23 protein-coding genes are annotated in these 24,299 nt (G+C 64.1%); 13 read left to right on the forward strand and 10 right to left on the reverse strand.

Going from position 1 to position 24,299, the window contains the following annotated elements:
- Nucleotides 1-221 precede the first annotated feature (221 nt).
- Both pgeF and rluD read right to left on the reverse strand, forming a co-directional pair.
- A complete protein-coding gene (gene pgeF / locus ACNFIA_RS07285; protein WP_416783664.1) occupies nt 222-947 on the reverse strand; it encodes a peptidoglycan editing factor PgeF in 726 nt (241 codons plus the stop codon).
- Nucleotides 944-1,903 carry a 23S rRNA pseudouridine(1911/1915/1917) synthase RluD gene (rluD, locus tag ACNFIA_RS07290; protein ID WP_416783666.1) on the reverse strand — a complete coding sequence of 320 codons (960 nt, stop codon included), beginning with the start codon at nt 1,901-1,903 and terminating at the stop codon, nt 944-946. The genes pgeF and rluD overlap by 4 nt, the downstream gene beginning before the upstream one ends.
- A 147-nt stretch (nt 1,904-2,050) precedes the next feature.
- Here rluD and ACNFIA_RS07295 point away from each other — a divergent pair, with 147 nt between their 5' ends.
- From ACNFIA_RS07295 to ACNFIA_RS07310, 4 genes are all read left to right on the forward strand, one after another.
- Nucleotides 2,051-3,076: an outer membrane protein assembly factor BamD gene (locus tag ACNFIA_RS07295; protein ID WP_259759278.1), complete on the forward strand. Its 1,026-nt coding sequence runs from the start codon at nt 2,051-2,053 to the stop codon at nt 3,074-3,076.
- Between the two features lie 139 nt (nt 3,077-3,215).
- Nucleotides 3,216-3,452, forward strand: coding sequence for a PP0621 family protein (locus ACNFIA_RS07300; protein WP_259759277.1), 237 nt, complete (start codon nt 3,216-3,218; stop codon nt 3,450-3,452).
- Complete coding sequence (locus tag ACNFIA_RS07305; RefSeq protein ID WP_416783668.1) at nt 3,442-5,031, forward strand: sensor histidine kinase; 1,590 nt, start codon at nt 3,442-3,444, stop codon at nt 5,029-5,031. Before ACNFIA_RS07300 ends, ACNFIA_RS07305 begins: the two co-directional genes overlap by 11 nt.
- Nucleotides 5,032-5,046: 15 nt before the next feature.
- Nucleotides 5,047-6,384, forward strand: a complete 1,338-nt coding sequence (locus tag ACNFIA_RS07310; RefSeq protein WP_416783671.1) for a sigma-54-dependent transcriptional regulator — start codon at nt 5,047-5,049, stop codon at nt 6,382-6,384.
- A 13-nt stretch (nt 6,385-6,397) separates the two neighbouring features.
- Here the strand turns inward: ACNFIA_RS07310 and thiO are convergent, their stop codons facing one another.
- A complete protein-coding gene (gene thiO / locus ACNFIA_RS07315; RefSeq protein ID WP_416783673.1) occupies nt 6,398-7,507 on the reverse strand; it encodes a glycine oxidase ThiO in 1,110 nt (369 codons plus the stop codon).
- Between the two features lie 194 nt (nt 7,508-7,701).
- Between thiO and ACNFIA_RS07320 the strand changes: the two genes are divergently transcribed.
- From ACNFIA_RS07320 to ACNFIA_RS07355, 8 genes are all read left to right on the forward strand, one after another.
- Nucleotides 7,702-8,214 carry a GspH/FimT family pseudopilin gene (locus tag ACNFIA_RS07320; RefSeq protein ID WP_416783674.1) on the forward strand — a complete coding sequence of 171 codons (513 nt, stop codon included), beginning with the start codon at nt 7,702-7,704 and terminating at the stop codon, nt 8,212-8,214.
- Nucleotides 8,215-8,365: 151 nt separating this feature from the next.
- Complete coding sequence (locus tag ACNFIA_RS07325; protein WP_416783676.1) at nt 8,366-8,887, forward strand: pilus assembly FimT family protein; 522 nt, start codon at nt 8,366-8,368, stop codon at nt 8,885-8,887.
- A gap of 10 nt (nt 8,888-8,897) precedes the next feature.
- The gene (gene pilV, locus ACNFIA_RS07330; RefSeq protein ID WP_416783678.1) at nt 8,898-9,467 is read left to right on the forward strand and encodes a type IV pilus modification protein PilV; all 570 of its coding nucleotides are present in this window, start codon (nt 8,898-8,900) and stop codon (nt 9,465-9,467) included.
- Nucleotides 9,464-10,249 (forward strand): PilW family protein, encoded by a 786-nt coding sequence (locus tag ACNFIA_RS07335; RefSeq protein ID WP_416783680.1) that lies wholly within the window; start codon nt 9,464-9,466, stop codon nt 10,247-10,249. Before pilV ends, ACNFIA_RS07335 begins: the two co-directional genes overlap by 4 nt.
- 7 nt (nt 10,250-10,256) lie before the next feature.
- The gene (locus ACNFIA_RS07340) at nt 10,257-10,742 is read left to right on the forward strand and encodes a pilus assembly PilX family protein (RefSeq protein WP_416783682.1); all 486 of its coding nucleotides are present in this window, start codon (nt 10,257-10,259) and stop codon (nt 10,740-10,742) included.
- An 8-nt stretch (nt 10,743-10,750) separates the two neighbouring features.
- Nucleotides 10,751-11,098: a hypothetical protein gene (locus ACNFIA_RS07345; RefSeq protein ID WP_416783684.1), complete on the forward strand. Its 348-nt coding sequence runs from the start codon at nt 10,751-10,753 to the stop codon at nt 11,096-11,098.
- On the forward strand, nt 11,098-15,246 hold the full coding sequence (locus ACNFIA_RS07350; protein ID WP_416783685.1) for a PilC/PilY family type IV pilus protein: 4,149 nt from the start codon (nt 11,098-11,100) through the stop codon (nt 15,244-15,246). Before ACNFIA_RS07345 ends, ACNFIA_RS07350 begins: the two co-directional genes overlap by 1 nt.
- On the forward strand, nt 15,246-15,683 hold the full coding sequence (locus tag ACNFIA_RS07355) for a type IV pilin protein (protein WP_416783760.1): 438 nt from the start codon (nt 15,246-15,248) through the stop codon (nt 15,681-15,683). Before ACNFIA_RS07350 ends, ACNFIA_RS07355 begins: the two co-directional genes overlap by 1 nt.
- Before the next feature lie 59 nt (nt 15,684-15,742).
- On the opposite strand, the gene ispH is transcribed toward ACNFIA_RS07355, so the two are convergent.
- The 6 genes from ispH to murJ form a co-directional block, all read right to left on the reverse strand.
- Nucleotides 15,743-16,687 carry a 4-hydroxy-3-methylbut-2-enyl diphosphate reductase gene (gene ispH, locus ACNFIA_RS07360; RefSeq protein WP_416783687.1) on the reverse strand — a complete coding sequence of 315 codons (945 nt, stop codon included), beginning with the start codon at nt 16,685-16,687 and terminating at the stop codon, nt 15,743-15,745.
- A gap of 97 nt (nt 16,688-16,784) precedes the next feature.
- The gene (gene fkpB, locus ACNFIA_RS07365) at nt 16,785-17,237 is read right to left on the reverse strand and encodes an FKBP-type peptidyl-prolyl cis-trans isomerase (protein ID WP_416783689.1); all 453 of its coding nucleotides are present in this window, start codon (nt 17,235-17,237) and stop codon (nt 16,785-16,787) included.
- The gene (gene lspA, locus ACNFIA_RS07370) at nt 17,230-17,739 is read right to left on the reverse strand and encodes a signal peptidase II (RefSeq protein ID WP_259759265.1); all 510 of its coding nucleotides are present in this window, start codon (nt 17,737-17,739) and stop codon (nt 17,230-17,232) included. Before lspA ends, fkpB begins: the two co-directional genes overlap by 8 nt.
- On the reverse strand, nt 17,732-20,566 hold the full coding sequence (gene ileS, locus ACNFIA_RS07375; RefSeq protein WP_416783690.1) for an isoleucine--tRNA ligase: 2,835 nt from the start codon (nt 20,564-20,566) through the stop codon (nt 17,732-17,734). The genes lspA and ileS overlap by 8 nt, the downstream gene beginning before the upstream one ends.
- 21 nt (nt 20,567-20,587) lie before the next feature.
- Nucleotides 20,588-21,526: a bifunctional riboflavin kinase/FAD synthetase gene (ribF, locus tag ACNFIA_RS07380; protein ID WP_416783692.1), complete on the reverse strand. Its 939-nt coding sequence runs from the start codon at nt 21,524-21,526 to the stop codon at nt 20,588-20,590.
- A 106-nt stretch (nt 21,527-21,632) separates the two neighbouring features.
- Complete coding sequence (gene murJ, locus ACNFIA_RS07385) at nt 21,633-23,171, reverse strand: murein biosynthesis integral membrane protein MurJ (protein ID WP_416783694.1); 1,539 nt, start codon at nt 23,169-23,171, stop codon at nt 21,633-21,635.
- 252 nt (nt 23,172-23,423) lie between these two features.
- On the opposite strand from murJ, the gene rpsT reads away from it, so the two are divergent.
- Nucleotides 23,424-23,693, forward strand: coding sequence for a 30S ribosomal protein S20 (gene rpsT / locus ACNFIA_RS07390; RefSeq protein ID WP_009617555.1), 270 nt, complete (start codon nt 23,424-23,426; stop codon nt 23,691-23,693).
- A 147-nt stretch (nt 23,694-23,840) separates the two neighbouring features.
- On the opposite strand, the gene ACNFIA_RS07395 is transcribed toward rpsT, so the two are convergent.
- On the reverse strand, nt 23,841-24,296 hold the full coding sequence (locus tag ACNFIA_RS07395) for a CreA family protein (RefSeq protein WP_236175519.1): 456 nt from the start codon (nt 24,294-24,296) through the stop codon (nt 23,841-23,843).
- Nucleotides 24,297-24,299 lie beyond the last annotated feature (3 nt).

The raw sequence follows: 24,299 nt of genomic DNA on the forward strand, positions 1-24,299 counted from the left end.
GTCGTCCTTCCTTTCTATAGCGGGCCGGAGCGATGAGTGCCCCTGGTCACGACTAACCCGCCGGGATGCCAGATAGATAAGGACGATTTTGGTCGGTTCAAGCCATTTGGCCATGACACCCGTCAGTTCGTGCCTACAGAAAGCCATAAGGAGCGAGTCTCGGACCTCGACCGTGGAAGGACTTTGTAGGAGCGAGCTTGCTCGCTCCTACGAAAAGCCGATCAGCTCAGCCAGATGAGGCTGGCCAGGCGGCCGGTGCGGGAGCTACGGCGGTAGGAATAGAAGCGCTCGGTATCGCTGAAGGTGCAGAAATCGCCGCCGTAGACGGCCGTCACGCCCTTCGCCGCAAGACGGATGCGCGCCAGCGCATAGATGTCGGCCATGTACTTGCCAGCATTGGCGCTCGGCACGAAGGCGCGCTCGGCTTCGGCATGGTCCGCCAGGAAAGCTTCGCGCACTTCCGGGCCGACCTCGAAGGCCTGCGGGCCGATGGACGGGCCGAGCCAGACCAGCAGTTCGGCCGGCGCGACGCCCAAGGCGTCCACGGTCGCTTCCAGCACGCCGCCAGCCAGCCCGCGCCAACCGGCGTGGGCGGCGCCGACGCGAGTGCCGGCGCGGTCGCAGAACAGCGCCGGCAGGCAGTCGGCGGTCATGATGGTGCAGGCGACGCCCGGCGTGGCGCTCCAACTGGCATCGGCCGTGGCGACGCTGGCGGGGTCGGCCTGGACCACGTCGATTCCGTGCACCTGGCTCAGCCAGGCCGGGCGGCAGCCCAGCGCCTCGGTCAGGCGGCGGCGGTTCTCGGCCACGGCGGCCGGCTTGTCGCCGACATGGTCACCGAGGTTGAAGCTGTCGAACGGCGGAGCGCTGACGCCACCGGCCCGGGTGGTCACGCAGGCGCGGACATTCGCCGGGGCCGGCCAGTCGGGCGTCAGCCAGGAGGTCATACGAAAGACTCGTTGTCCTGCCGCAGCAGGCTCAGCAGCCAGGTGAAGTCGTCCGGCAGCGGCGATTCCCACTTCATGCGCACGCCGGTGGCCGGGTGGTCCAGTTCCAGGAAGCGCGCGTGCAGCGCCTGGCGCGGGAAGTCGCGCAGGGACTCGACGAGGGTCGGGCTGGCGCCCGGCGGAATGCGGAAACGCCCGCCGTAGGTCGGGTCGCCCACCAGCGGGTGGCCGATATGCGTCATATGGACGCGGATCTGGTGGGTGCGGCCGGTTTCCAGCTTCACCCGGGTGTGGGTGTGCGCACGGAAGCGCTCCAGCACGCGGTAATGGCTGATGGCGACCTTGCCGGTCTCGATCACCGCCATTTTCTGCCGCTGCACGCCGTGGCGACCGATGGGCGCGTCAACGGTGCCACCGGCAACGATCACGCCGGTGACGATGGCCTCATAGATGCGGCTGACGCTGCGCGCCTGCAACTGGGCGACCAGGTTGGTATGGGCTCCCAGGGTCTTGGCCACCACCATCAGGCCGGTGGTGTCCTTGTCCAGCCGGTGGACGATGCCGGCGCGCGGCACGTTGGCCAGGTGCGGAACGTGGTGCAGCAGGGCATTGAGCAGGGTGCCGTCCTGGTGACCGGCGGCGGGGTGAACCACCAGGCCGGTCGGCTTGTCGATGACCAGGATGTGATCGTCTTCATAGACGATGTCCAGCTCGATGTCCTGGGCGACCCATTCGCCCTGGGCCTCCAGCTCGACGGCAAGCTCCAGGCGCGAGCCGGTGTGGACGATATCGCGCGGGCGCAGCACGGCGCCGTCGACCTTGAGACGGCCGTCCTTGATCCAGCCCGCCAGGCGGGACCGGGAGTGGTCGGAGAAGAGCTGGGCGGCGACCTGGTCGAGACGCTGACCACCGAGGTCGAACGGCACTTCTGCCGCGAGTTGGATGATATCGGACATGACGGGACACGAAGGGCGCACGGCCTTTTGGTTCGGCTGCGCGCTGTGGTTAAATACGGGGCCTTTGTCCCAGGGGTATCCCTGGGGCGCCAATCATAACAGACGGTTGCGGCCGCGACAGCCGACCGTCCAGGGACGCAAGCCGCCATGCAAGTGAAACACCTGCTGCTGATCGCCATCCTCGCCTTCGTCACCGCCTGCTCCTCCAAGGGCGAGAAGGTGGATGAGAACCTGAGCGAAAGCCAGCTGTACCAGCAGGCACAGGATGACCTCAACAACAAGAGCTACACCAACGCCGTCGCCAAGCTGAAAGCGTTGGAGTCCCGCTATCCGTTCGGCCGCTACGCCGAGCAGGCCCAGTTGGAGCTGATCTACGCCAACTACAAGAACATGGAGCCCGAGGCCGCCCGCGCCGCCGCTGAGCGCTTCATCCGCCTGCACCCGCAGCATCCGAACGTCGACTACGCCTACTACCTCAAGGGCCTGGCCTCCTTCGACCAGGACCGCGGCCTGCTGGCGCGCTTCCTGCCGCTGGACATGACCAAGCGTGACCCGGGCGCCGCCCGCGACTCCTTCAACGAGTTCGCCCAGCTGGTCAGCCGCTACCCCAACAGCCGCTACGCACCGGACGCCAAGGCGCGCATGATCTACCTGCGCAACCTGCTGGCCGCCTACGAAGTGCACGTCGGCCACTACTACCTCAAGCGCCAGGCCTACGTCGCCGCCGCCAACCGCGGCCGCTACGTGGTCGAGAACTTCCAGGAAACCCCGGCCGTCGGCGATGGCCTGGCGATCATGGTCGAGGCCTACCAGCGCCTGGGCCTGAACGACCTGGCCGATTCCAGCCTGGAAACCCTGAAGGCGAACTACCCGGACAACCCCAGCCTCAAGGATGGCCAGTTCGTTCCGCGTGAAGACGAAGCCGACAACCGCTCCTGGCTGGCAAAGGCCACCCTGGGCCTGATCGAAACCAACGATGCCCCGCCGCACATGGAAACCCAGGCATCCAAGGACGTGATCAAGCAGTACGAAGACGCCGAGCAGCAGATCCCGGCCGAACTCAAGCCGGAAAACCAGAGCGACGTGCAGGAAGAACAGCACGAGTCCGAAGGCAACGCCGGCGGCAGCGACCGCTCCTGGTTCAGCTACATGACCTTCGGCATCTTCGACTGATCCCGACAGACGGGCTCGATAAAAGGGAGGCTTCGGCCTCCCTTTTTATTGGGGCGCTGATGGGGACTCGCGTACCGGCTCACTGTGCGGCACCGCGCGGCTTGGATAAACTGCCGCTCTTTATGCAAAAGGGATTGCCATGACCCGTCTGCTGTTCTGGATCGCCCTCTTCGCCTTCGGCTGGTGGTTGTGGCGCAAGGCCACCCGCCCGGCACGCCCTGTGGAGAAGCCCAAGGGCGACGATCAGGCTGCGCCGATGGTGCGCTGCGCCCAGTGCGGCGTGCATGTACCGCAGACGCATGCCCTGCAGCACGAGAACCAGTGGTACTGCAGCCGGGCGCACCTCGAACAGGACCGCACCGACCGTGATCGCTGAAGGCATCTCGCTCACGGGCCAGGGCCTGCGGGTCCTGCGCCTGTATCACCTGTACCGCCTGACCATCGGGCTGGTGCTGGTGCTGCTGATCTCCAGCAGCCTGGACGATGATCTGCTCAAGCTCGCCCACCCCGAACTGTTCCACATCGGCTGCTGGGTCTACCTGATCCTCAATATCCTCATCGCAGTGCTGATGCCCACGCCGCGCCAGCTGCTGCCGCTGTTCATCCTGGCGGCGCTGGATGTGCTGCTGCTCAGCGCGCTGTTCTATACCGCCGGCGGCATCCCCAGCGGCATCGGCAACCTGATGGTGGTCGCCGTCGCCATCGCCAACATCCTGCTGCGCGGACGCATCGGCCTGCTGATCGCGGCCATTGCCGCCATCGGCCTGATCTACCTGACCTTCTACCTCAGCCTCAGCCAGCCCACCGCCCTCAACCACTACGTACAGGCCGGCGGCCTGGGCGCCCTGAGCTTCGCCTCGGCGCTGCTGATCCAGGCCCTCGCCCGGCGCCAGCAGATCGTTGAGAGCATTGCCGAGCAGCGCGCCACCACGGTCGCCAACCTCGAAGAACTCAACGCGCTGATCCTGCAGCGCATGCGCACCGGTATCCTCGTTCTGGGCGACCGTCACCGCGTGCTGCTGGCCAACCAGAGCGCCACCACCCTGCTGGGCGGCCACGAATTGCCAGGCCACTCGCTGGCCGAATACAGCCCGCAACTGGTCTCCAGCCTGCAGCAGTGGCAGCAGAACCCCGCCCTGCGCCCGCCGAGCCTGCAGCCGACGGAGTCCGGCCCGACCGTGCAACCCAGCTTCATCCCGCTGCGGCGCGACAACGAGCAACACATCCTGATGTTCCTCGAGGACATCTCGCAGATCGCCCAGCAAGCGCAGCAACTCAAGCTGGTCGCCCTCGGCCGGCTGACCGCCGGCATCGCCCACGAAATCCGCAACCCGCTCGGCGCCATCAGCCACGCGGCGCAACTGCTGCTGGAATCCGAGGAGCTGGACAAACCCGACCGACGCCTGGCGCAGATCATCCAGGACCAGTCGCGGCGCATGAACCTGGTCATCGAGAACGTCCTCCAGCTCTCGCGCCGGCGCCAGTCCGAGCCGCAGCTGCTCGACCTGAAGTACTGGCTGCACCGCTACGCCGGCGAAATGCGCGAGAGTCTGCGCGAGGGCCAGCAGATCCACGTCGAGACCGGCCAGGGCACCGTGCAGACGCGCATGGACCCGCACCAGTTGACCCAGGTACTGACCAACCTCGTGCAGAATGGGTTACGGTACAGCACTCAGAAAAACGGCACTGGCCAGGTCTGGCTGCGCCTGTTCCGCGACAGCGAAACGGACCTCCCCGTGCTGGAAGTACTCGATGACGGCCCCGGCGTCGCCGCTGAACAGCGCAGCAAGCTGTTCGAGCCGTTCTTCACCACCGAAAGCAAGGGCACCGGCCTTGGCCTGTACATCTCCCGCGAGCTGTGCGAAAGCAACCAGGCTCGGCTGGATTACAAGACGCGTGACGAAGGTGGCAGCTGCTTCCGCATCACCTTCGCCCACCCGCGCAAACAAAGCTAAGAAGACGCAAACACCATGAGCCGTCAAAAAGCCCTGATCGTCGACGACGAACCCGACATCCGCGAGCTGCTGGAGATCACCCTCGGCCGCATGAAGCTGGACACCCGCAGCGCCCGCAACGTCAAGGAAGCCCGCGACTTCCTGGCCCGCGAGCCCTTCGACTTCTGCCTCACCGACATGCGCCTGCCCGACGGCACCGGCCTGGACCTGGTGCAGTACATCCAGCAACGCCATCCGCAGATGCCGGTGGCGATGATCACCGCCTTCGGCAGTCTGGACACCGCGGTGCAGGCGCTCAAGGCCGGCGCCTTCGACTTCCTGACCAAGCCGGTGGACCTCGCGCGCCTGCGCGAACTGGTGAACTCCGCCCTGCGCCTGCGCTCGCCCGACGCCGAGGAAGCACCGGTGGACAGCCGCCTGCTCGGCGACTCGCCGCCCATGCGCACCCTGCGCAACCACGTAGCCAAGCTCGCCCGCAGCCAGGCCCCGGTGTACATCAGCGGCGAATCCGGCAGCGGCAAGGAACTGGTCGCGCGGCTGATCCACGAGCAAGGCCCGCGGGAGAGCCAGACCTTCGTCCCGGTGAACTGCGGGGCAATCCCTTCCGAGCTGATGGAAAGCGAATTCTTCGGCCACAAGAAAGGCAGCTTCACCGGCGCCGTGGAGGACAAGCTCGGCCTGTTCCAGGCAGCCAACGGCGGCACCCTGTTCCTCGACGAAGTGGCCGACCTGCCGCTGCCGATGCAGGTCAAGCTGCTGCGCGTCATCCAGGAAAAAGCCGTACGTGCCGTGGGTGGCCAGCAGGAAGTGGCAGTGGACGTGCGCATCCTCTGCGCGACCCACAAGGACCTGGCCGCCGAAGTGGCCGCCGGGCGCTTCCGCCAGGACCTCTACTACCGCCTGAACGTCATCGAACTGCGGGTTCCACCGCTGCGCGAACGCCGTGAAGACATCCCGCTGCTGACCGACCGCGTGCTCAAGCGCCTTGCCGGCGACAGCGGGCTGCCGGCCGCCTCGGTCAGCCCCGAGGCCCTGGAGAAGCTCAAGAGCTACCGCTTCCCCGGCAACGTGCGCGAGCTGGAAAACATGCTGGAGCGCGCCTACACGCTCTGCGAAAACGACGTCATCCAGCCCCACGACCTGCGCCTGGCCGAAACCAGCACCCCGGACAGCGGCGGCGAAGCCAGCCTGGCGCAGATCGACAACCTCGAGGACTACCTCGAAGACATCGAACGCAAGCTGATCATGCAGGCCCTGGAAGAGACCCGCTGGAACCGCACCGCAGCGGCGCAGCGTCTGGGCCTGACCTTCCGCTCCATGCGCTACCGCCTGAAGAAGCTGGGGATCGACTGATCCCCAGCCCGACCTAGACGATCGGCGTCGCCACCAGCCGCCCTTCCGGCGCATAGGGCGCCGCCTCGATGATCGGCTGACGCTTCCGCATCAGGTCCGCCAGCAACTGGCAGGATGCCGGCGCCAGCACCAAGCCGTTGCGGTAGTGCCCGGTGTTCAGCCACAGCCCCCGATGGCCCGGCACCTCGCCGATGAAGGGAATGCCCTGGGGCGACCCCGGACGCAACCCGGCCCAGTGCTTCACCGGCTCCATGCCCTCGAGCGCGGGGAGCAGCTCTTCGGCCGACGCACGCAGACTACTCAGCGCCTCATCCGACGGGGTCTTGTCGAACCCGGCATGCTCCAGCGTGCTGCCCACCAGGATGTGCCCATCCCGACGCGGAATCGCGTAGCGACCTTTCGCCAGCACCATGCTGGAGAGGAAGTCCGGCGCACAGCGATACAGAATCATCTGGCCCTTCACCGGCTCCACGGGCAACTCCAGGCCCAGCTTTGCCAGCAATTGGCCGCTCCAGGCGCCGGCGGCCAGCACCACGGAATCGGCGGTCACATCGCCCTGTGCGGTGCGGACACCTTTCACGGCCTCGCCGTCGCGCAGGAATCCCGTCACTTCGACCTGCTCCCGCACCTGGACGTTGGGCAGGCGCACCAGCGCCTCCCGCAGCGACTTGGCCAGGCGCGGGTTGCGCACATTGGCCACACCGGACATGTACACCGCCCGTTCGAAGCCCTGCCCCAGCGCCGGAACAGCCTCGTGCACCGCACCGATATCCACGGCCGAAAGCGGGCGGCCATGGGCCTTGGCCCACGCCAGGGCCTCGGCCTGGTCGTCGAGGTCGAGCCAGTAAAGCCCGGTGACGTGTACTTCCGGGTCGAGCCCGGTATCGGCGAGCAGGCGCTCGCCCAGTTGCGGATAGAAATCCTGCGACCAGTGGGCCAGGTTGGCGACCGCCGCGCTGTAGCGCCACGGATAGAGCGGCGAGACGATGCCGCCTCCGGCCCAGGACGCCTCGCGCCCCGTTTCGCCCCGCTCCAGCAGCAGCACCTCGGCGCCCGCCTGCCCCAGAGTCCAGGCAGTCAGCATCCCGACCACCCCTCCGCCCACCACGATCATGTCCGGCATACCACGCCCCACATCCCAGGAAAATCAACGGCCCATCGCCGGCCGCACACTATACCGGGCCTCGGCCGACGACGGAGCAAGACAGAAGTCGATGCGGCATCGGACCGCTCCTACGGTCCTCATCCAACTTGACGACAAGCGTGCCGCCGTTGCCGGCCAATACTTCCTGCACCTCCACTGCATGGAAGCCAGGCATGGCCAGGGAATCGGGCTTTACCCTCGTCGAATTGCTGTTCACCCTCGCTTTGGTCGCCGTCGCGCTGTCCATCGCGGCGCCGTCCTTCAGCGAACTGCTGCACAACCAGCGAACGACTATCGCGGCCCAGGAACTGCGCAATGCGCTCGACTTCGCCCGCGAATCGGCCGCGCACAGCGGACAACCGATCAGCATCGCCGCGACCAACAGCGACTGGGCCATGGGCTGGGAGGTCTTCGTCGACCCGACCAATCGAGGCGTGCGCGACCCGCAACAACCACCCCTCGTCGCCCACGGCGGCCTGAACGACGTCAGCATCCGCACCGACAGCACCTCGCGCCGCTACATCCACTTCACCCCGCGCGGCAATGCCATCCAACCCAACGGCGCGTTCCACGCCGCCACGCTGACGCTCTGCGGCGAGGGCCGGACGAGTTACCGCGTCGTGTTCAACAAGATCGGACGCATCCGCAGCGAATCCGGCAGTACCGCGGATTTCTGCCCCCGCTGACCGACTTCTCACCCCCGACGCGACAGGGTTCACAGAACCCCGAAAGGCATGACCGAACATCCCCTTAATACGAACGGTCATCCATAGAAAAAAGACATTTCCTACACAGCTAGGCAGCATTGCCGCCATCGAAAATGTGAGGAATTGCGCCATGCCGCGCCGTAAGGAAATGGCAGGGTTCACCTTGGTGGAGTTGATGGTCACGCTTGCCGTACTGGCAATCCTGGTGTCCATCGCTGCGCCATCCATGGGGGACTTCGTTACCCGACAACGCATCGCCAGCCAGACGTCTGACCTGGCCAGCACCCTGGCTGCCGCCCGGGCAGAAGCCGCCAAACGAAACACCAACATGGTGGTCCTTCCCGCTGCCAGCGGCGCCAACGGCTGGGTCAACGGGTGGTGCTTCGGCCCAGCCACCATCGCCAACTGCCAGGACGCCGCGGCGATCCAGCACTACGGCGCCATGAGTGGGGTCGAGATATCCAGCGACTATCAGCTCAGCGCCAACAAGCTGACCTATCGCCGCGATGGAAGCCTCATGAGCGGTCTCAGTGCCCGGCCATTCAAGATAAACGCGCCTTCGTCTTCCTCCGTGACGGAAGGGCGCTGTATCGACATCAACGCTGTGGGGCGCACGACCGTTCGCACCGTAGCTCGCGACGCTTCGTGCTAAGGGAATAACCATGACGCGCCACTCCCAACTCGGCATCACGATGATCGAGGTCCTGGTAACACTTCTGGTGTTTACCGTCGGGCTTCTCGGCGTCGCCGCGCTGCAGCTGAACGCTCTGAGAGGCACCGCCGACAGCAACCAGCGTTCGCAAGCGACCTGGGTCATGCAGGAACTTGCCGAACGCATGAGGGCAAACAGCCTGGGCGCCGAAGGCAGTTATACGGCCGCCCCCAACTGCGCGAACCTGCCCGCTACCTGGTGCGCTGACCACTTCAACCCGATTTCGGGTGCGAAGGTCAATGCGGCCACCTGCAGCAGCGACCAGATGGCCGCCTTCGATCGCTGGGAGGCGCAATGCTCCTATGCCGCCAGCACCACCTATGCAGCCAACGCCACGGCAGCCGCCGGGCGCTACACCAGCACGGACTTCCTCACCACGCCGTCGCAAGGTGCAGCCCTGACCGTGAATGCCAACAACCACCTGCTGACCCTCACCAGCCGCTGGAAAAGCAAGGGGGATGACGCCAAGCAACAATCGTCGGAGTCGGTATTGACTACGACACTGGGGGTGCGTCGATGAATGCCCGCAATCGTCATCAGGCAGGCCTGACACTGGTCGAACTGATGATCGCCATGACCCTCAGCCTGGTTCTCATGCTGGGCGTCATTCAGGTGTTCCTGTCCGTCAAGCAGACCTATAGCACCAACGATGCGATGTCACGCATGCAGGAGAGCGGACGATTCGCCCTGACCTTCCTGTCCAGTAGCGTGCGCCTCGGCGGCTACCTGGAGCCTGGCTCTCTTCTCCCCAAACCACTGGCCGTACAAGGCCCCAACTGCGCGGGGCCTGACGACACGCCCTGCAGCAGCAACGGCAACGGGAATGCTTCCGACAGCATCGCGGTTGCGTTCCAGGCCCCCGCGGACAGCTCCGACAGCAACAAGCGGCGGGACTGTGCTGGGACGGAAATCACCAGCGCCAACGCCGGCAAGATCGTGGTGAACGTCTTCCGCGTCAGCAACGGGAGCCTGACCTGCAGTTCGTACTTCCTGGGTGAAACCGCCTGGCTCAGCCAGAACCAGCCGCTGGTTCCCGGCATCGATGCCATGCAGGTGCTCTACGGCATCAGCACCGATGGAAATCCGGAAGCCGTCACTCGCTATGTATCGGCCGATCGTGTTTCCAAATGGGCGGATGTTCGGGCTGTGCGCATCGCGGTGCTGGCCAACTCCCAGGCAACCGTGACGCCCCGCCCGCAACAACGCGGCTATTACCTGCTGGACGCCCCGGCGCTGTCACCGAACGACGGGCTGGCACGGCAGATCTTCACCACCACGATCGGTCTTAAGAACACCTACTGAGGCTCGCATGCGAAACGCCCTTTCACTTCGATCTCAACAAGGCGCCGGCCTCATCGTGGCCTTGGTGTTCCTGGCGGTGCTGACCATCGCCGGCATTACCGCTGCACGCCTGACCAACGTGGAAGAACGCATGGCGGGCAACACCCAGTTCAGGGGCATCACGTACCAGAACGCGCAGACCGAAATCCGCTCGCAGATAGCGGCCTACAACGCGAACCTGCTGGGCCGAAAACCCTTGCTGGATGCTGCCAACCAAAACATCGAGGATATCCACGGTTTTCCGGATCGGCGCGCTGCCCTGCCAGTAGACGCAATTCAGGCCAACGCGAATATCACCACGAACACCATTCGCTACATGAACAAAAGTCTTTGCGAAGGCGCCAGTGTCGGAAAGTTCGAATGCTCTGGCTATGAGATCAATTCGGTTTCCAGCTTGGACAATGGTGCGTCGTCCAATCAAACCCAAGGCATCTACTTCATCAATTCGAAATAGGCCCTCGTATGAGTCGCTTCCTCCCGTTCGCTCTTGCGGTTTGTGCCAGCGCATTTTGCGTGGCAGCCCACTCGGAAGACGAAGAAGAAACTGGGTACATCGAAGATACCCAGATCATCATCAACGCCAGCTCCGGCCCCAATGGCGCCGCAGGTGCCATCCTGGCCCTTCCATGCGCCGAGTGCCCTTCCCGCCGCTTCACCTATGACCGCAATACGGTCTTCGTGCTCGGCGGTGCTCCGGTCGAGTTCCGGGAGTTGGGCGGAAAAATTGATTGGCAAGGCATGGTCATGTTTCCGATAGCCGATCCGACCCGCGCGTCCAAGGTTTTCCTGCGTAAACCGGAGTCCCAGTAATGACATTCAAGCGCAAACTTCTGCTGGGGCTCTCCGCCTTCACCTACCTCGCAGGCGGCCTGCAAACGGCCATGGCGGACGACACTGAAATCTACGTCACCCGCGACCTTCCCGCGGACCAGCGTATTCGTCCGAACCTGATGTTCCTCATTGATACCTCCGGCTCGATGCTCAGTTCGGTTCCCGGCACCAACTGCACCTCGCTGAACTACAACGGCACCAACACTGTGCCGCTGAACTGGTGCACCAACACGAACAAGAACAAGGGCACCAAGACCCGCATCCAGGTGGTCAAGGAAGTCGTCAATTCGCTGGTGGACGAACTGGCCGCCAGCAACGACGTGAACATCGGTCTCGCGCGTTTCGACTCGTCGAGCAACGGTGGCTTCGTCAACATTCCGATGCAACGCGCAGGCGATGTCTCCACCGCCTTCAAGACGGCACTCAGCACCTACTACGCCAACGGTGGCACGCCCCTGCTGGAGTCCTACTACGAAACCTACCTGTACATGTCGGGCGGCACCCCGAGTTGGGGCCTGAACTCCAAGGGGTATGTAGAGAGCAAGACCGACTCCAAACTGGTCAGCCCCTGGAAGAGCGATGCCGGTTCGCTGACGGGCAGCAAGTACAAATCGCCCATCCAGTACTCCTGCCAGAAGAGCAACATCATCGTTCTGACCGATGGCCTGCCGAGTAACGACACCGACTCCAACAACACAGTCAAGAACCTCGTCTCATCGGTCAACCAGACCTACAAATCGTGCAACAGGAACTATCCGACCGACGATAACGGAACGACCTCCGGCTGCTGGATGCCGGGTCTCGCCGAGTACATGGCGAATCAGGATATGAGCTCCAGCCAAACCGGCAAGCAGACGGTCAACACCTATACCATCGGCTTCGGCAACATCAGCGACACGCGCCTTCTGCAGGACAGTGCCGACCTGGGCGGTGGACGCTTCTTCACCACCAGCAATACGTCGGAGTTGGCAGAAGCGCTGCGCTCGATCGCCGTGGACATCCTTGCCGAGAACACCACCTTCGCGACACCCAGCGTGTCCGTCAGTGCATACAACAACCTCGGCTACCGCAATGACCTGTACTACGCCCTGTTCCGCCCGGCGGAAGGTGCTCGCTGGTTCGGCAACATCAAGAAGTACAAGCTGGGCAACGACACGACCGGCAATTCGATCGTGATGGATCGCAATGGCAATAACGCGGTGGACAGCACCACCGGTTTCTTCAATACGACATCGACGAGCTATTGGAGCACCAGCGCGGACGGCAAGGATGTGAAACTGGGCGGCGCGGCTGGTCGCCTGCCTGCCCCAGCCAACCGCAATGTATTCACCTATACAGGCGAGGATCGTGGGCCTGGCCTTACCGGCTCAGTCGCCCTCTCCGCACTGGCCACCAGCAACAGCAACATCACCAAGCCCATGCTCGGCCTGGCAACCAGCGCGAGCGACCAGTCGCGCACCGACACCATCAACTGGGGCACTGGTCTCAACCCGAGCGATGGCACCCCTCGACTTGCCATTGCCGATATCCTGCACAGCGAGCCTCGCCTGGTGGCCTACGTGACGGACGAAGATCTGCAGCGGGTAGCCAACTCCCAGGCCACGCCCCCGACAGCCACGTCAACGGAACGATTGGTTCTGTTCTACGGCACCAACGAAGGCTTCATCAACGCGATCGATCCGGCCACCGGCAACGAAATTTTCTCTTTCATACCGAAGGAGTTGCTGCCGAACCTGAATTACTACCTGAACGATCCGAAAGGGTCGGCCATGAAGCGATACGGGATGGATGGCCAGCTGGAAATGAACGTCACCTACGGGGCGATGAGCAGCAACTCGACGCGCACCGTTACCCAAGCGACGCTGTACGCCGGCATGCGCCGTGGCGGACGCAACTACTACGCGCTGGACGTCTCCCCTTCCAGCACCGGCACGTCGGTCAGCATCACACCCAAACTGAAATGGGTCATCAAAGGGGGCGTCAGCACCGGCTTCGAGAAACTCGGTCAGACCTGGTCTTCGCCCAAGCTGGCAAAGGTCAAGTTCAATGGCACCACCAAAACCGTGCTGTTCTTTACCGGTGGCTATGACACCAACCAGGATACCGAGTCGCCCAACACCCCCACCAACGACACGGTCGGCAACGCCCTCTACATGGTGGACGCCGATACCGGAGCATTGCTCTGGCACGCCGGGGCCACGGCGGAAACCTCTGCCAACCTGAAGATCGCCACCCTGACCAACAGTATTCCGGCGGACCCGACACTCGTCGACATCAGCGGAGACGGGCTGATCGATACCATCTTCATGGCCGACACACGAGGCCAGGTATTCCGTATCGACCTCAACTCCGGTAACGCAGGGGCGAGTAACTTTGCCACCGGCGGCCGTATTGCTGCATTGGGCGGCAGCACGGCGGCAGACAATCGTCGCTTCTACAACGCCCCCGACGTCGCACTGATTCGCGAGCGTGGCGGCAAAACCTACTTCACGATCGCCCTGGGCTCGGGTTATCGAGAGCACCCGCTCAACGAAGATACCGTCGATCGCTTCTACGTTCTGCGCGATAGCAACGTCTATGCTGCTCCTTCCAGCTATACCACGCTGACGGAGTCGAGCCTGGTCGATGTCACCAGCGTCAACCTCACCAGCCAGCAGGCTCAGGAAATCAAGCAGAGCATCGACACCAAGCTCGGCCAGATTGCGCAACTGAACCAGGCGACCAGCACAGCCGACACCAACTTCGACAGCTACAAGAGCAGCATCGGCTACACCCAGAAGTACAATCAGCTGACCCAGGCCAACAGCGACGCCACCCAGCGTCAGGCGCAAATCGATGCGATCTACAAGGAGAATCCGTTCCTTGACGAGCATGCGCCCGAGTCTGCGCAACAAAGCGGCCTGCAGAACCAGTTGCTGACGCTGCAGAATTCGTTGAAACAGCTGTACGCCTTCTCACCCGATTCGGCCCAGGCACTGGGGCAGCAGATGGCAGGTGTCATGATCGTCCAGAAGACGTTGGAGCAAGCCGCAGAGTCCATCACCAGCAAGGAGCAGGCGGTACTGAACGCCAAGGCTTCCGGCGCCTCCGACGACACCATCAATGCCCTGCAGGCGGACCTTGATCAATCACGCGACGCTTACCAAGCCTCTGCGGCCTATACCCAGCGACTGTCGCTCAACGGGGTCGACCTGACCGCCGCCCTCAACAGCCTTGATCAGGCCATCCGCGCCAACGATGTCGCGGCGGCGAACGCAGCGGTCCAGAGCGTCGCCTCGCAGCTTGCGCTGACGGATGTTCCGAGCACGGTCGATGTTCCGACACTCAACGGACTCAAGGAGGCCGAGAACGCTGCGACCCTGCAAAGTCAGGCCAGCAGCCAGCAGAGCCTGCTGCAACTGGCCACCGACCTGGAGACACAGCGAGTTGCTTTAACCAGCCAGGCCGCCACCTTGCAAACCGAGCTTCAGGCCCTGGCCAGCACGCCGTACAACAGCTCGAGCAATCTGCTGACGTCCGCCGAGCTGCAGGACGCCACGAACCAGGACAGCACGCCTCCGCTGACTACCTTCGAGGCGTATGACTATCTGCGTAACAAGGCACGCAGCGCCGCGCTCAGCCAGATTCCGGTTTTGCGTGGCGAGATCAATACGCTGTACCAGCAGTTGACCCCCGGTGACAGCTACAGCGTCAACTCTGATCTGCTGAATGCCAGCAGTGGCTGGTTCGTTCGTTTCCCTCAGGGCGAGAAAGTGCTGTCCACTTCGATCAGCTACAAGGGAGCGGTGCTGTTCACCACCTTCAGCCCCAACGGTCAGACAGTGACCACTTGCGGGCCGGATGTCGGCCGCGGCCGCATGTATGCCATGAATCTGGTGGATGCCTCCGCCGTCTATACCAAGACCGTCAATGGCTCCGAGACACCCAGCCGGTCGTTCGACCTGGTTCGCGGCGGCATTCCGCCCACTCCGGCTGTCATTCTGAGCGACAACAAGACGACGGTGCTGGTCGGCTCGGAAAAACCCTCCGGAGACGGTAACGGCAGTGATCTGAAATGCACCTTCACCAGCTCGGGTCTGTGCAAGACCGATAACGCCGTGAACAGTACCTATTGGAGAGAGAATTGATGCGTCAAAAGGGATTCAGCCTGATCGAGCTGATGGTCGTTGTGGCGATAGTCGGCATCATTGCCGCTATCGCCTACCCCAGCTATCAGCAATATGTATTGCGCTCGGGACGAGCAGATGGAAAAGCCAAGCTGATGGAGATGCTCCAGGCGCAGGAACGATTCTTCTCGCAGAATCAGACCTATACCGCCACCTTAGGGACGGGAGCGGGCGGACTGGGTTATTCGGCGGACGCCAATGGCGCGGTTGCCAGTGAATCCCGCAAGTACAACATCACGGCAGCGGCCTGCAGCGGCAAGACCATTGCGAACTGCGTGAACCTGACCGCGACGCCGACAGGAGCACAAGCCAACGACGCTGAATGCGGCACGCTCACCGTGGATAGCTCCGGGGTAAAAACCAAGAGCGGCAGCGCAGCGCTTGCGACCTGCTGGTAAAAGAAAAGGGCCGACAATGTCGGCCCTTTTTCATTTCGGTGTCACGTAGCAGTAGCCAGTCAAACCGCCTTCACCCGCAACTCCTTGGGCATCGAGAAGGTGATGTTCTCCTCCCGCCCATCCAGCTCCACCTCGGGCTCTGCGCCCCACTCGCGCAGTTGCTCGATCACGCCGCGCACGAGCACTTCCGGCGCCGAGGCGCCGGCGGTGATGCCGATGCGCTGCACGCCATCGAACCACTCCTTCTGCAGGTCTTCGGCGCCGTCGATCAGGTAGCCGGGAGTGCCCATGCGCTCGGCCAGCTCGCGCAGGCGGTTGGAGTTGGAGCTGTTCGGGCTGCCGACCACCAGCACCAAGTCGCACTGGTCGGCCAATTCCTTCACCGCGTCCTGCCGGTTCTGGGTGGCGTAGCAGATATCGTTCTTGCGCGGGCCCTGGATGTGCGGGAATTTCGCGCGCAGGGCGTCGATCACCTTGGAGGTGTCGTCCATCGACAGGGTGGTCTGGGTGACGAAGTGCAGCGCCTCGGGGTTGCGCACCGCCAGCGCGGCGACGTCGGCCTCGTCTTCCACCAGGTAGATGGCGCCGCCGTTGGAGGCGTCGTACTGGCCCATGGTGCCTTCGACTTCCGGGTGGCCTTCGTGGCCGATGAGGATGCACTCGTGGCCGTCGCGGCTGTAGCGCACGACTTCCATGTGGACTTTGGTCACCAGCGGGCAGGTGGCGTCGAACACCTTCAGGCCGCGGTTCTCGGCTTCCTTGCGCACGGCCTGGGATACGCCGTGGGCACTGAAGATGACGATGGTGTCGTCCGGCACCTGGTCGAGCTCCTCGACGAACACGGCGCCGCGGTTGCGCAGGTTCTCCACCACGAACTTGTTGTGCACCACTTCATGGCGCACGTAGATCGGCGGGCCGAAGACGTCGAGGGCGCGGTTGACGATCTCGATCGCCCGGTCGACGCCGGCGCAGAAGCCGCGGGGATTGGCGAGTTTGATTTGCATGGTGGCCTCGAGTGCTACGCAAGCCGGCCCACGAGGGGCCGGTAGGAATACAGTGCCTGGCGCGGGCGGCCCGGTCGAATCCGGGCCATCAGCAAGGTCAGGCTTGTGTCACATCAATGATATCGACTTCGAAGGCGAGCGTTTTGCCAGCCAGCGGATGGTTGAAGTCGATGGTGACGTGCTGCTCGTCGAATTCCTTCACGATGCCCGGCAGCTCGGTCTTGGCGGCGTCGTTGAAGATCACCAGCAGCCCTTCGGCCAGTTCCATGCCGTCGAACTGGTCGCGCGGCATCACCTGGACGTTGGCCGGGTTCGGCTGGCCGAAGCCCTGCTCCGGCTCGATGGTCAGGGTGCGCTTGTCGCCGGCCTTGAGGCCGAACAGCGCCTGCTCGAAGCCCGGCAGCAGGTTGCCGTCGCCAACCGTGAAGGTGGCCGGCTGCTTGTCGAAGGTGCTGTCGACGACGTTGCCGTCGTCGAGCTTCAGGGCGAAATGCAGGGTGACCTTCGAGTCGCCGCCGATGCGCTGAATGGTGTCAGAGGAATCAACCATTGGCGGTCTCTCCGGAATTCTTCGATTTGAACATGTCCAGCGCCAGCATGATGGCGCCGACGGTGATGGCGCTGTCGGCCAGGTTGAAGGCCGGGAAGCGCCAGCGGTCCTGCCAGTGCACGAGGATGAAGTCCACCACGTGCCCCAGGACCATGCGGTCGTACAGGTTGCCCAGCGCGCCGCCCAGCACCAGGGCCAGGGCGATGGCCAGCCAGGTCTCGCCGCGCTTGAGGCGCTTGAGCCAGACCACCAGCACGACGCTGACCACGATGGCAATCAGGGCGAACAGCCAGCGCTGCCAGCCGGAGCTGTCGGCCAGGAAGCTGAACGCGGCGCCGGTGTTGTAGGCCAGCGTCCAGCTGAACAGGTCAGGGATGACCACGATCTGCTGGTACATGGTCAGTTCGGACTGGAAGAAGGCCTTGCTGATCTGATCCAGCACGAACACGACCACGGTGATCCACAGCCAGGGCAGGCGGCCGAAACGATCGGCGTTAGGCATAGTGACGCACCTCGCCCGCGCCATCGATGTTCTCGACGCAACGGCCACACAGTTCCGGATGCGCGGCATGGCTGCCGACGTCCGCGCGGAAGTGCCAGCAACGGCCGCACTTGGCGTGGGCGGACTTGACCACTTTCAGCTTCAGGCCCGGCAGTTCGCTCTCGACCGCATCGGCCGGCGCATCGGCCAGCGGCGCGACGGTGGCGGCGGAGGTGATCAGCACGAAGCGCAGCTCGTTGCCCAGTTTCTCCAGGCGCTTGGCCAGGGAGTCTTCGGCGTAGAGGGTGATCTCGGCCTGCAGGTTGCCGCCGATGGTCTTGGCGCTGCGCTGGTTCTCCAGCTCCTTGTTCACGGCAGCCTTGGCGGCCATGACTTCGTCCCAGTAGGCGCGGTCCAGTTCGGCATCGGCCGGCAGTTCGGCGAGGCCGTCGTACCAGGTGCTGAGCATCACGGATTCGGCGCGCTCGCCCGGCATGAAGCTCCAGATTTCCTCGGCAGTGAACGCCAGGATCGGCGCGATCCAGCGCACCAGGGCCTCGGCGATGTGGAACAGCGCGGTCTGGCAGGAACGGCGGGCGACGCTGTCCGCCTGGGTGGTGTACTGGCGGTCCTTGATGATGTCCAGGTAGAAGCCGCCCAGCTCCTGCACGCAGAAGTTGTGCACCTTGGAGTAGACGTTCCAGAAGCGGTAGTCGCGGTAGGCTTCTTCCAGCTCGCGTTGCAGTTGCAGCGCGCGGTCGATGGCCCAGCGGTCCAGGGCCAGCAACTGGTCGTTGGGCAGCAGGTCCTTGGCCGGGTCGAAGCCGGAGAGGTTGGACAGCAGGAAGCGCGTGGTATTGCGGATACGCCGGTAGGCGTCGGCGCTGCGCTGCAGGATGGTCTGGGAAACCGCGATCTCGCCGGAATAGTCGGTGGACGCGACCCACAGGCGCAGGATGTCGGCGCCCATGCTGTCGATCACGGTCTGCGGCACCACGGTGTTGCCCAGGGACTTGGACATCTTGCGGCCGGACTCGTCCACGGTGAAGCCGTGGGTCAGCAGCTGGCGGTACGGCGCATGGCCGTCGATGGCGCAACCGGTCAGCAGCGACGAGTGGAACCAGCCGCGGTGCTGGTCGGAGCCTTCCAGGTAGAGGTCGGCGGCCGGGCCGCTGGCATGACCCAGCTCGGCGTGGGAGCCGCGCAGCACGTGCCAATGGGTGGTACCGGAGTCGAACCAGACGTCCAGGGTGTCGTTGATCTTGTCGTACTGCGCGGCTTCGTCGCCCAGCAGTTCGGCGGCGTCGAGCTTGAACCAGGCCTCGATGCCTTCCTGCTCGACGCGCTGGGCGACGGCTTCCATCAGCTCGACGGTGCGCGGGTGCAACTCGCCAGTGGCCTTGTGCAGGAAGAACGGAATCGGTACGCCCCAGTTGCGCTGACGCGAGATGCACCAGTCCGGACGGCCGGCGATCATGCCGTGCAGGCGCGCCTGGCCCCAGCTGGGGACGAATTCGGTCTGGGTGATGGCTTCCAGCGCACGTTCGCGCAGGGTGGCGCCGCTCTGCGGCTGCTTGTCCATGCCGACGAACCACTGCGCGGTGGCGCGGTAGATCAGCGGGGTCTTGTGGCGCCAGCAGTGCATGTAGCTGTGGCTGATGCTGGTGTGCTTGAGCAGCGCGCCGACTTCATCGAGCTTGGCGACGATGGCCGGATTGGCCTTCCAGATGAACTGGCCGCCGAAGAACGGCAGGTCGGTGATATAGACGCCATTGCTCTGCACGGGGCTGAGGATGTCGTCGTTGCTCATGCCGTACTGCTTGCAGGTACGGAAGTCGTCCTCGCCGTAGGCCGGGGCGGAGTGAACCACGCCGGTGCCCGCGCCCAGCTCGACGTACTCGGCCAGGTAGACCGGCGAGAAGCGCTCGTAGAACGGATGGCGGAAGCGGATCAGGTCCAGCGACTCGCCCTGGGCGGTAGCGATGACCTGGCCTTCCAGGCCGTAGCGTTGCAGGCAGGACTCGACCAGCTCCTCGGCCAGCACCAGCAGGCGCTCGCCGGTATCGACCAGCGCGTAGGTGAACTCGGGGTGGACGTTCAGCGCCTGGTTGGCCGGGATGGTCCAGGGGGTGGTGGTCCAGATGACGATGGCGGCGGGCTTGGGCAGGCTGGTCAGGCCGAAGGCGGCGGCCAGCTTGTCGGCGTCTTCCACCGGGAAGGCGACGTCGATGGCGTCGGACTTCTTGTCGGCGTACTCGACCTCGGCTTCAGCCAGGGCGGAGCCGCAATCGAAGCACCAGTTCACCGGCTTCAGGCCCTTGAACACGAAGCCCTGCTTGACCATCTCGGCGAGGGCGCGGATTTCACCGGCCTCGTTGGAGAAGTTCATGGTCTTGTAGGGGTTGTCCCAGTCGCCCAGCACGCCCAGGCGGATGAAGTCGGCCTTCTGCCCTTCGATCTGCTCGGCGGCGTATTCACGGCACAGTTCGCGGGTCTTGTCCGCCGGCAGGTTCTTGCCGTGGGTGGTCTCGACCTTGTGCTCGATGGGCAGGCCGTGGCAGTCCCAGCCCGGCACGTAGGGGGCGTCGTAGCCAGCCAGGGTCTTGGAGCGGACGATGATGTCCTTGAGGATCTTGTTGACCGCGTGACCGATGTGGATGCTGCCGTTGGCGTAGGGCGGGCCATCGTGCAGGATGAATGTCGGGCGACCTTCGCCAATCTTCCGCAGCTTCTGGTACAGGCCAATGTCGTTCCACAGCTTCAGGGTCTGCGGCTCGCGCTGGGGCAGGCCGGCTTTCATCGGGAAGTCGGTTTCGGGAAGGTTCAGAGTGGCTTTGTAATCGGTCATCTCAGGGCCTGTTCAGGATCTTCAATCAAGCGGTTGGCCCAGCCAGTAGGCCCGGGCGGCGGCGATGTCGGCGAGGATGGCCGCCTTGAGTGCCTCGAGCGAGGCGAAACGCTGCTCATCGCGCAGCTTCTGGTGGAAGGTGATGTCCAGATGCTGGCCGTAGAGGTCGCCAGCGAAATCCAGCAGATGCACTTCCAGGTGGGGCCGGCCGTCGCCATTCACAGACGGTCGGGTGCCGATGTTGGCAACCCCGTTTTGGCGCTGGCCAGCCACCATCGTGCTGACCAGGTACACGCCATTGAGCGGCGCCTTGCGGCGCTTGAGCTGGATGTTCGCGGTGGGCGAACCCAGCGTGCGCCCCAGCTTCTGCCCGTGCAGCACGCGGCCGCTCAGGCGATACGGACGGCCCAGAAGGCGCTCGACCCGGTGCAGGTCGCCGTCGGCCAGGTCCTTGCGGATGCGCGAGCTGCTCACGCGCATGCCGTCGACTTCCACAGTGGTGGCGGCTTCGACGGTGAACCCCTGCTCCGCGCTGGCATTGACCAGGAAGGCGAAGTCGCCGGAGCGATCGCAGCCGAAGCGGAAGTCGTCGCCCACTTCCAGATGGCGGACCCGCAGGCCTTCCACCAGCACCTGGCGGACGAACTCGGCGGCCGACAGCTCGCGTAGACGGCGGTTGAAGGCCAGGCAGAGGACGAAATCGACCCCGTACTGGCGCAGCAGTTCGAGCTTCTCGCGCAGGCGGGTCAGGCGCACCGGGGCGGCATCGGGCGCGAAGTATTCGCGCGGCTGCGGCTCGAAGATCACCACGCAGCTGGGCACGCCCAGCTCCAGCGAACGCTCGCGCAGACGCCCCAGGATCGCCTGGTGGCCAAGATGGACGCCGTCGAAGTTACCGATGGTGGCGACACAGCCCCCGGACAGGGGCCGCAGGTTATGAAGGCCTCGAAGCAGCTGCATAGCGCGCGTATTGCTCAGAAAGTGGTCGATTATACCTGCACCCGTTGCCGTGCGACAGGCAAAATGCCGTCGCCGCAAACGGATGCAATGCTTTGCCCGGCGAAGGTTACAGCACCGCGCGGCGGGAGAAGTCCCGCAAGCGGAAGCCCAGAAGCGCCAGCATACCGAAATAGGCCACCACACCGGCCACCACCAGCGCGCCCAGGCGCGCCAGGCGAATCGGCATGCCGCCCTGATCCCAGGCCGGCATGAAGTGCATCATGCCGATCAGCACGGCGCACATCACCAGTACAGAGACGACTAATTTGGCGATGAACGTGCCCCAGCCCGGCTGCGGCTCGAACAGCCGGTGCTTGCGCAGCTGCCAATACAGCAGCCCGGCGTTCAGGCAGGCCGCCAGGCTGATCGCCAGGGCCAGCCCGGCATGCTTGAGCGGGCCGATGAACACCAGGTTCATCAGCTGGGTGGAAACCAGGGTGAACAGCGCGATCTTCACCGGGGTCTTGATGTTCTGCCGCGCGTAGAAGCCCGGCGCCAGCACCTTCACCAGAATGATGCCGAGCAGGCCGACCGCGTAGGCTACCAGCGCATGCTGGGTCATCAGCGCGTCGTGGGCGTCGAACTTGCCGTACTGGAACAGCGCGACGGTCAGCGGCTCGGCGATCACCGCCAGGGCCAGCGAGCAAGGCAGCACCAGCAGGAAGCACAGGCGCAGGCCCCAGTCCAGCAGCCGCGAATATTCGTGGCGGTCATCGCTGGCGTAGGTCTTGGCCAGCGATGGCAGCAGGATGGTGCCCAGCGCCACGCCCAGCACGCCGGACGGCAGCTCCATCAGGCGATCCGCGTAGTACATCCAGGACACGGAGCCGGCCACCAGGAAGGACGCGAAGATGGTGTTGATGATCAGCGAAATCTGGCTGACCGAGACACCGAGGATCGCCGGGCCCATCTGCTTGAGCACACGCCAGACGCCGGAATCGCGCAGATTGAGGCGCGGCAGCACCAGCATGCCGATCTTCTTCAGGTGCGGCAGCTGGTAGAGCAGCTGCGCCAGGCCGCCGGCCAGCACCGCCCAGCCCAGCGCCATGATGGGCGGGTCGAAGTAGGGGGTGAGGAACAGCGCGAAGACAATCATGCTGACGTTCAGCAGCGTCGGCACGAAGGCCGGCACCGAGAAGCGGTTCCAGGTATTGAGGATCGCCCCTGCCAGGGATGCCAGCGAAATCAGCAGGATATAAGGAAAGGTCACCCGCAGCAGGGAGCTGGTGAGCGCGAACTTCTCCGGCGAATCGACGAAGCCGGGTGCCGTCACCCAGATCACCCAGGGCGCGGCGAGCATGCCCAGCGCCGTCACCAGCGCCAGGATCAGGGTCAGCAGGCCGGACACGTAGGCGATGAAGGTACGGGTCGCCTCCTCGCCCTGCTGGGTCTTGTACTCGGCCAGGATCGGGACGAACGCCTGGGAGAACGCGCCCTCGGCGAAGATGCGGCGCAGCAGGTTGGGCAGCTTGAAGGCGACGAAGAAGGCGTCGGTCGCCATGCCGGCGCCGAACATGCGCGCGACGATGGTGTCGCGCACGAAGCCGAGCACCCGCGAGATCATGGTCATCGAGCTGACCGCGGCCAGCGACTTGAGTAGGTTCATAGCGTCCAGAGCTGGTAGAATGGCCGCCCTGCCGGGCGCGGCACTGGCCTGCAGCGATTGCTCGACCGCCAGGCGAAGCGCAGCAGTGTAGGGCCGCAGGGGGAATAAATCACCCCATCCCGCGGAGAGCGTGCGCCCGTCGCACCACTCGTCGGCAGCCGCTCATACCCTTGACAAGGCCTTGATGCAACGGCATTATTCGCGGCCTTAATTTATTCGCAACATCCCAAGTTTTTTTCGAGGAGCTCGACGGTGGCCAACACACCTTCCGCCAAAAAACGCGCCAAACAGGCTGAGAAGCGTCGCAGCCACAACGCCAGCCTGCGTTCCATGGTTCGTACCTACATCAAGAACGTAGTCAAAGCAGTCGACGCCAAGGACCTGCCGAAGGCCCAGGCCGCTCTGGTTGCCGCCGTACCGGTCATCGACCGCATGGCTGACAAAGGCATCATCCACAAGAACAAGGCCGCTCGCCACAAGAGCCGCCTGAACGCCCACGTGAAGGCCCTGGCCACCGCGTAAGCGTTCCGTTCTTGAAAAACCGGCCCCAGGGCCGGTTTTTTATTGCCTGCAATTTACCCTTCGAATGAGTTATCCACAGACTCATCTTCTCTGCCAGTGAAAAACCTGCAGGCAAAAAGAAAGGGCGGTCACCCGCCCTTCTCCTTTCTACTTTTCAGGCCACGGCATGATAGGAATCGCCGTCACCGCATTCTGCGGACTACCCTCGATCACGCGATCGCTGTAGACGAGGTAGACCAGCGCATTGCGCTTCTTGTCGAAGAAGCGCACCACCTGCATGGTCTTGAAGACCAGCGAGGTGCGCTGCTGGAACACCACCTCGCCATCCTTGAGGTCGCCAGTGAACTGGATCGGCCCGACCTGACGACAGGAGATCGACGCTTCGGCGCGATCCTCCGCCAAGCCCAGACCACCTTTCACACCGCCGGTCTTGGCGCGGGACAGGTAGCAACTGACGCCCGCCACCTTCGGATCATCGAAGGCCTCGACGACGATCTTGTCGTTCGGACCGACCCACTTGAACACGGTGGACACCTCGCCGACCACATCGGCCCGGGCCAGCGCCGGCAGCAGCATCAACGCCGCCATCCATCCCTTGCGCATGAA

Source organism: Pseudomonas sp. NY15437, from assembly GCF_048068435.1.
Lineage (GTDB): Bacteria > Pseudomonadota > Gammaproteobacteria > Pseudomonadales > Pseudomonadaceae > Pseudomonas > Pseudomonas nitroreducens_B.

Excerpts from the sequence above, each read along its gene's own strand:
- ACNFIA_RS07300 (WP_259759277.1), top strand. The coding sequence starts at position 3,216 with ATGACCCGTCTGCTGTTCTGGATCGCCCTCTTCGCCTTCGGCTGGTGG.
- fkpB (WP_416783689.1), bottom strand. The coding sequence starts at position 17,237 with ATGGTTGATTCCTCTGACACCATTCAGCGCATCGGCGGCGACTCGAAG.
- thiO (WP_416783673.1), bottom strand. The coding sequence starts at position 7,507 with ATGCCGGACATGATCGTGGTGGGCGGAGGGGTGGTCGGGATGCTGACT.
- ACNFIA_RS07325 (WP_416783676.1), top strand. The coding sequence starts at position 8,366 with ATGCCGCGCCGTAAGGAAATGGCAGGGTTCACCTTGGTGGAGTTGATG.
- ribF (WP_416783692.1), bottom strand. The coding sequence starts at position 21,526 with ATGCAGCTGCTTCGAGGCCTTCATAACCTGCGGCCCCTGTCCGGGGGC.
- ACNFIA_RS07355 (WP_416783760.1), top strand. The coding sequence starts at position 15,246 with ATGCGTCAAAAGGGATTCAGCCTGATCGAGCTGATGGTCGTTGTGGCG.
- rluD (WP_416783666.1), bottom strand. The coding sequence starts at position 1,903 with ATGTCCGATATCATCCAACTCGCGGCAGAAGTGCCGTTCGACCTCGGT.
- ACNFIA_RS07335 (WP_416783680.1), top strand. The coding sequence starts at position 9,464 with ATGAATGCCCGCAATCGTCATCAGGCAGGCCTGACACTGGTCGAACTG.
- ileS (WP_416783690.1), bottom strand. The coding sequence starts at position 20,566 with ATGACCGATTACAAAGCCACTCTGAACCTTCCCGAAACCGACTTCCCG.
- pilV (WP_416783678.1), top strand. The coding sequence starts at position 8,898 with ATGACGCGCCACTCCCAACTCGGCATCACGATGATCGAGGTCCTGGTA.
- ACNFIA_RS07350 (WP_416783685.1), top strand. The coding sequence starts at position 11,098 with ATGACATTCAAGCGCAAACTTCTGCTGGGGCTCTCCGCCTTCACCTAC.
- lspA (WP_259759265.1), bottom strand. The coding sequence starts at position 17,739 with ATGCCTAACGCCGATCGTTTCGGCCGCCTGCCCTGGCTGTGGATCACC.
- ACNFIA_RS07295 (WP_259759278.1), top strand. The coding sequence starts at position 2,051 with ATGCAAGTGAAACACCTGCTGCTGATCGCCATCCTCGCCTTCGTCACC.
- ACNFIA_RS07345 (WP_416783684.1), top strand. The coding sequence starts at position 10,751 with ATGAGTCGCTTCCTCCCGTTCGCTCTTGCGGTTTGTGCCAGCGCATTT.
- ACNFIA_RS07310 (WP_416783671.1), top strand. The coding sequence starts at position 5,047 with ATGAGCCGTCAAAAAGCCCTGATCGTCGACGACGAACCCGACATCCGC.
- murJ (WP_416783694.1), bottom strand. The coding sequence starts at position 23,171 with ATGAACCTACTCAAGTCGCTGGCCGCGGTCAGCTCGATGACCATGATC.
- ispH (WP_416783687.1), bottom strand. The coding sequence starts at position 16,687 with ATGCAAATCAAACTCGCCAATCCCCGCGGCTTCTGCGCCGGCGTCGAC.
- ACNFIA_RS07320 (WP_416783674.1), top strand. The coding sequence starts at position 7,702 with ATGGCCAGGGAATCGGGCTTTACCCTCGTCGAATTGCTGTTCACCCTC.
- ACNFIA_RS07340 (WP_416783682.1), top strand. The coding sequence starts at position 10,257 with ATGCGAAACGCCCTTTCACTTCGATCTCAACAAGGCGCCGGCCTCATC.
- pgeF (WP_416783664.1), bottom strand. The coding sequence starts at position 947 with ATGACCTCCTGGCTGACGCCCGACTGGCCGGCCCCGGCGAATGTCCGC.
- ACNFIA_RS07395 (WP_236175519.1), bottom strand. The coding sequence starts at position 24,296 with ATGCGCAAGGGATGGATGGCGGCGTTGATGCTGCTGCCGGCGCTGGCC.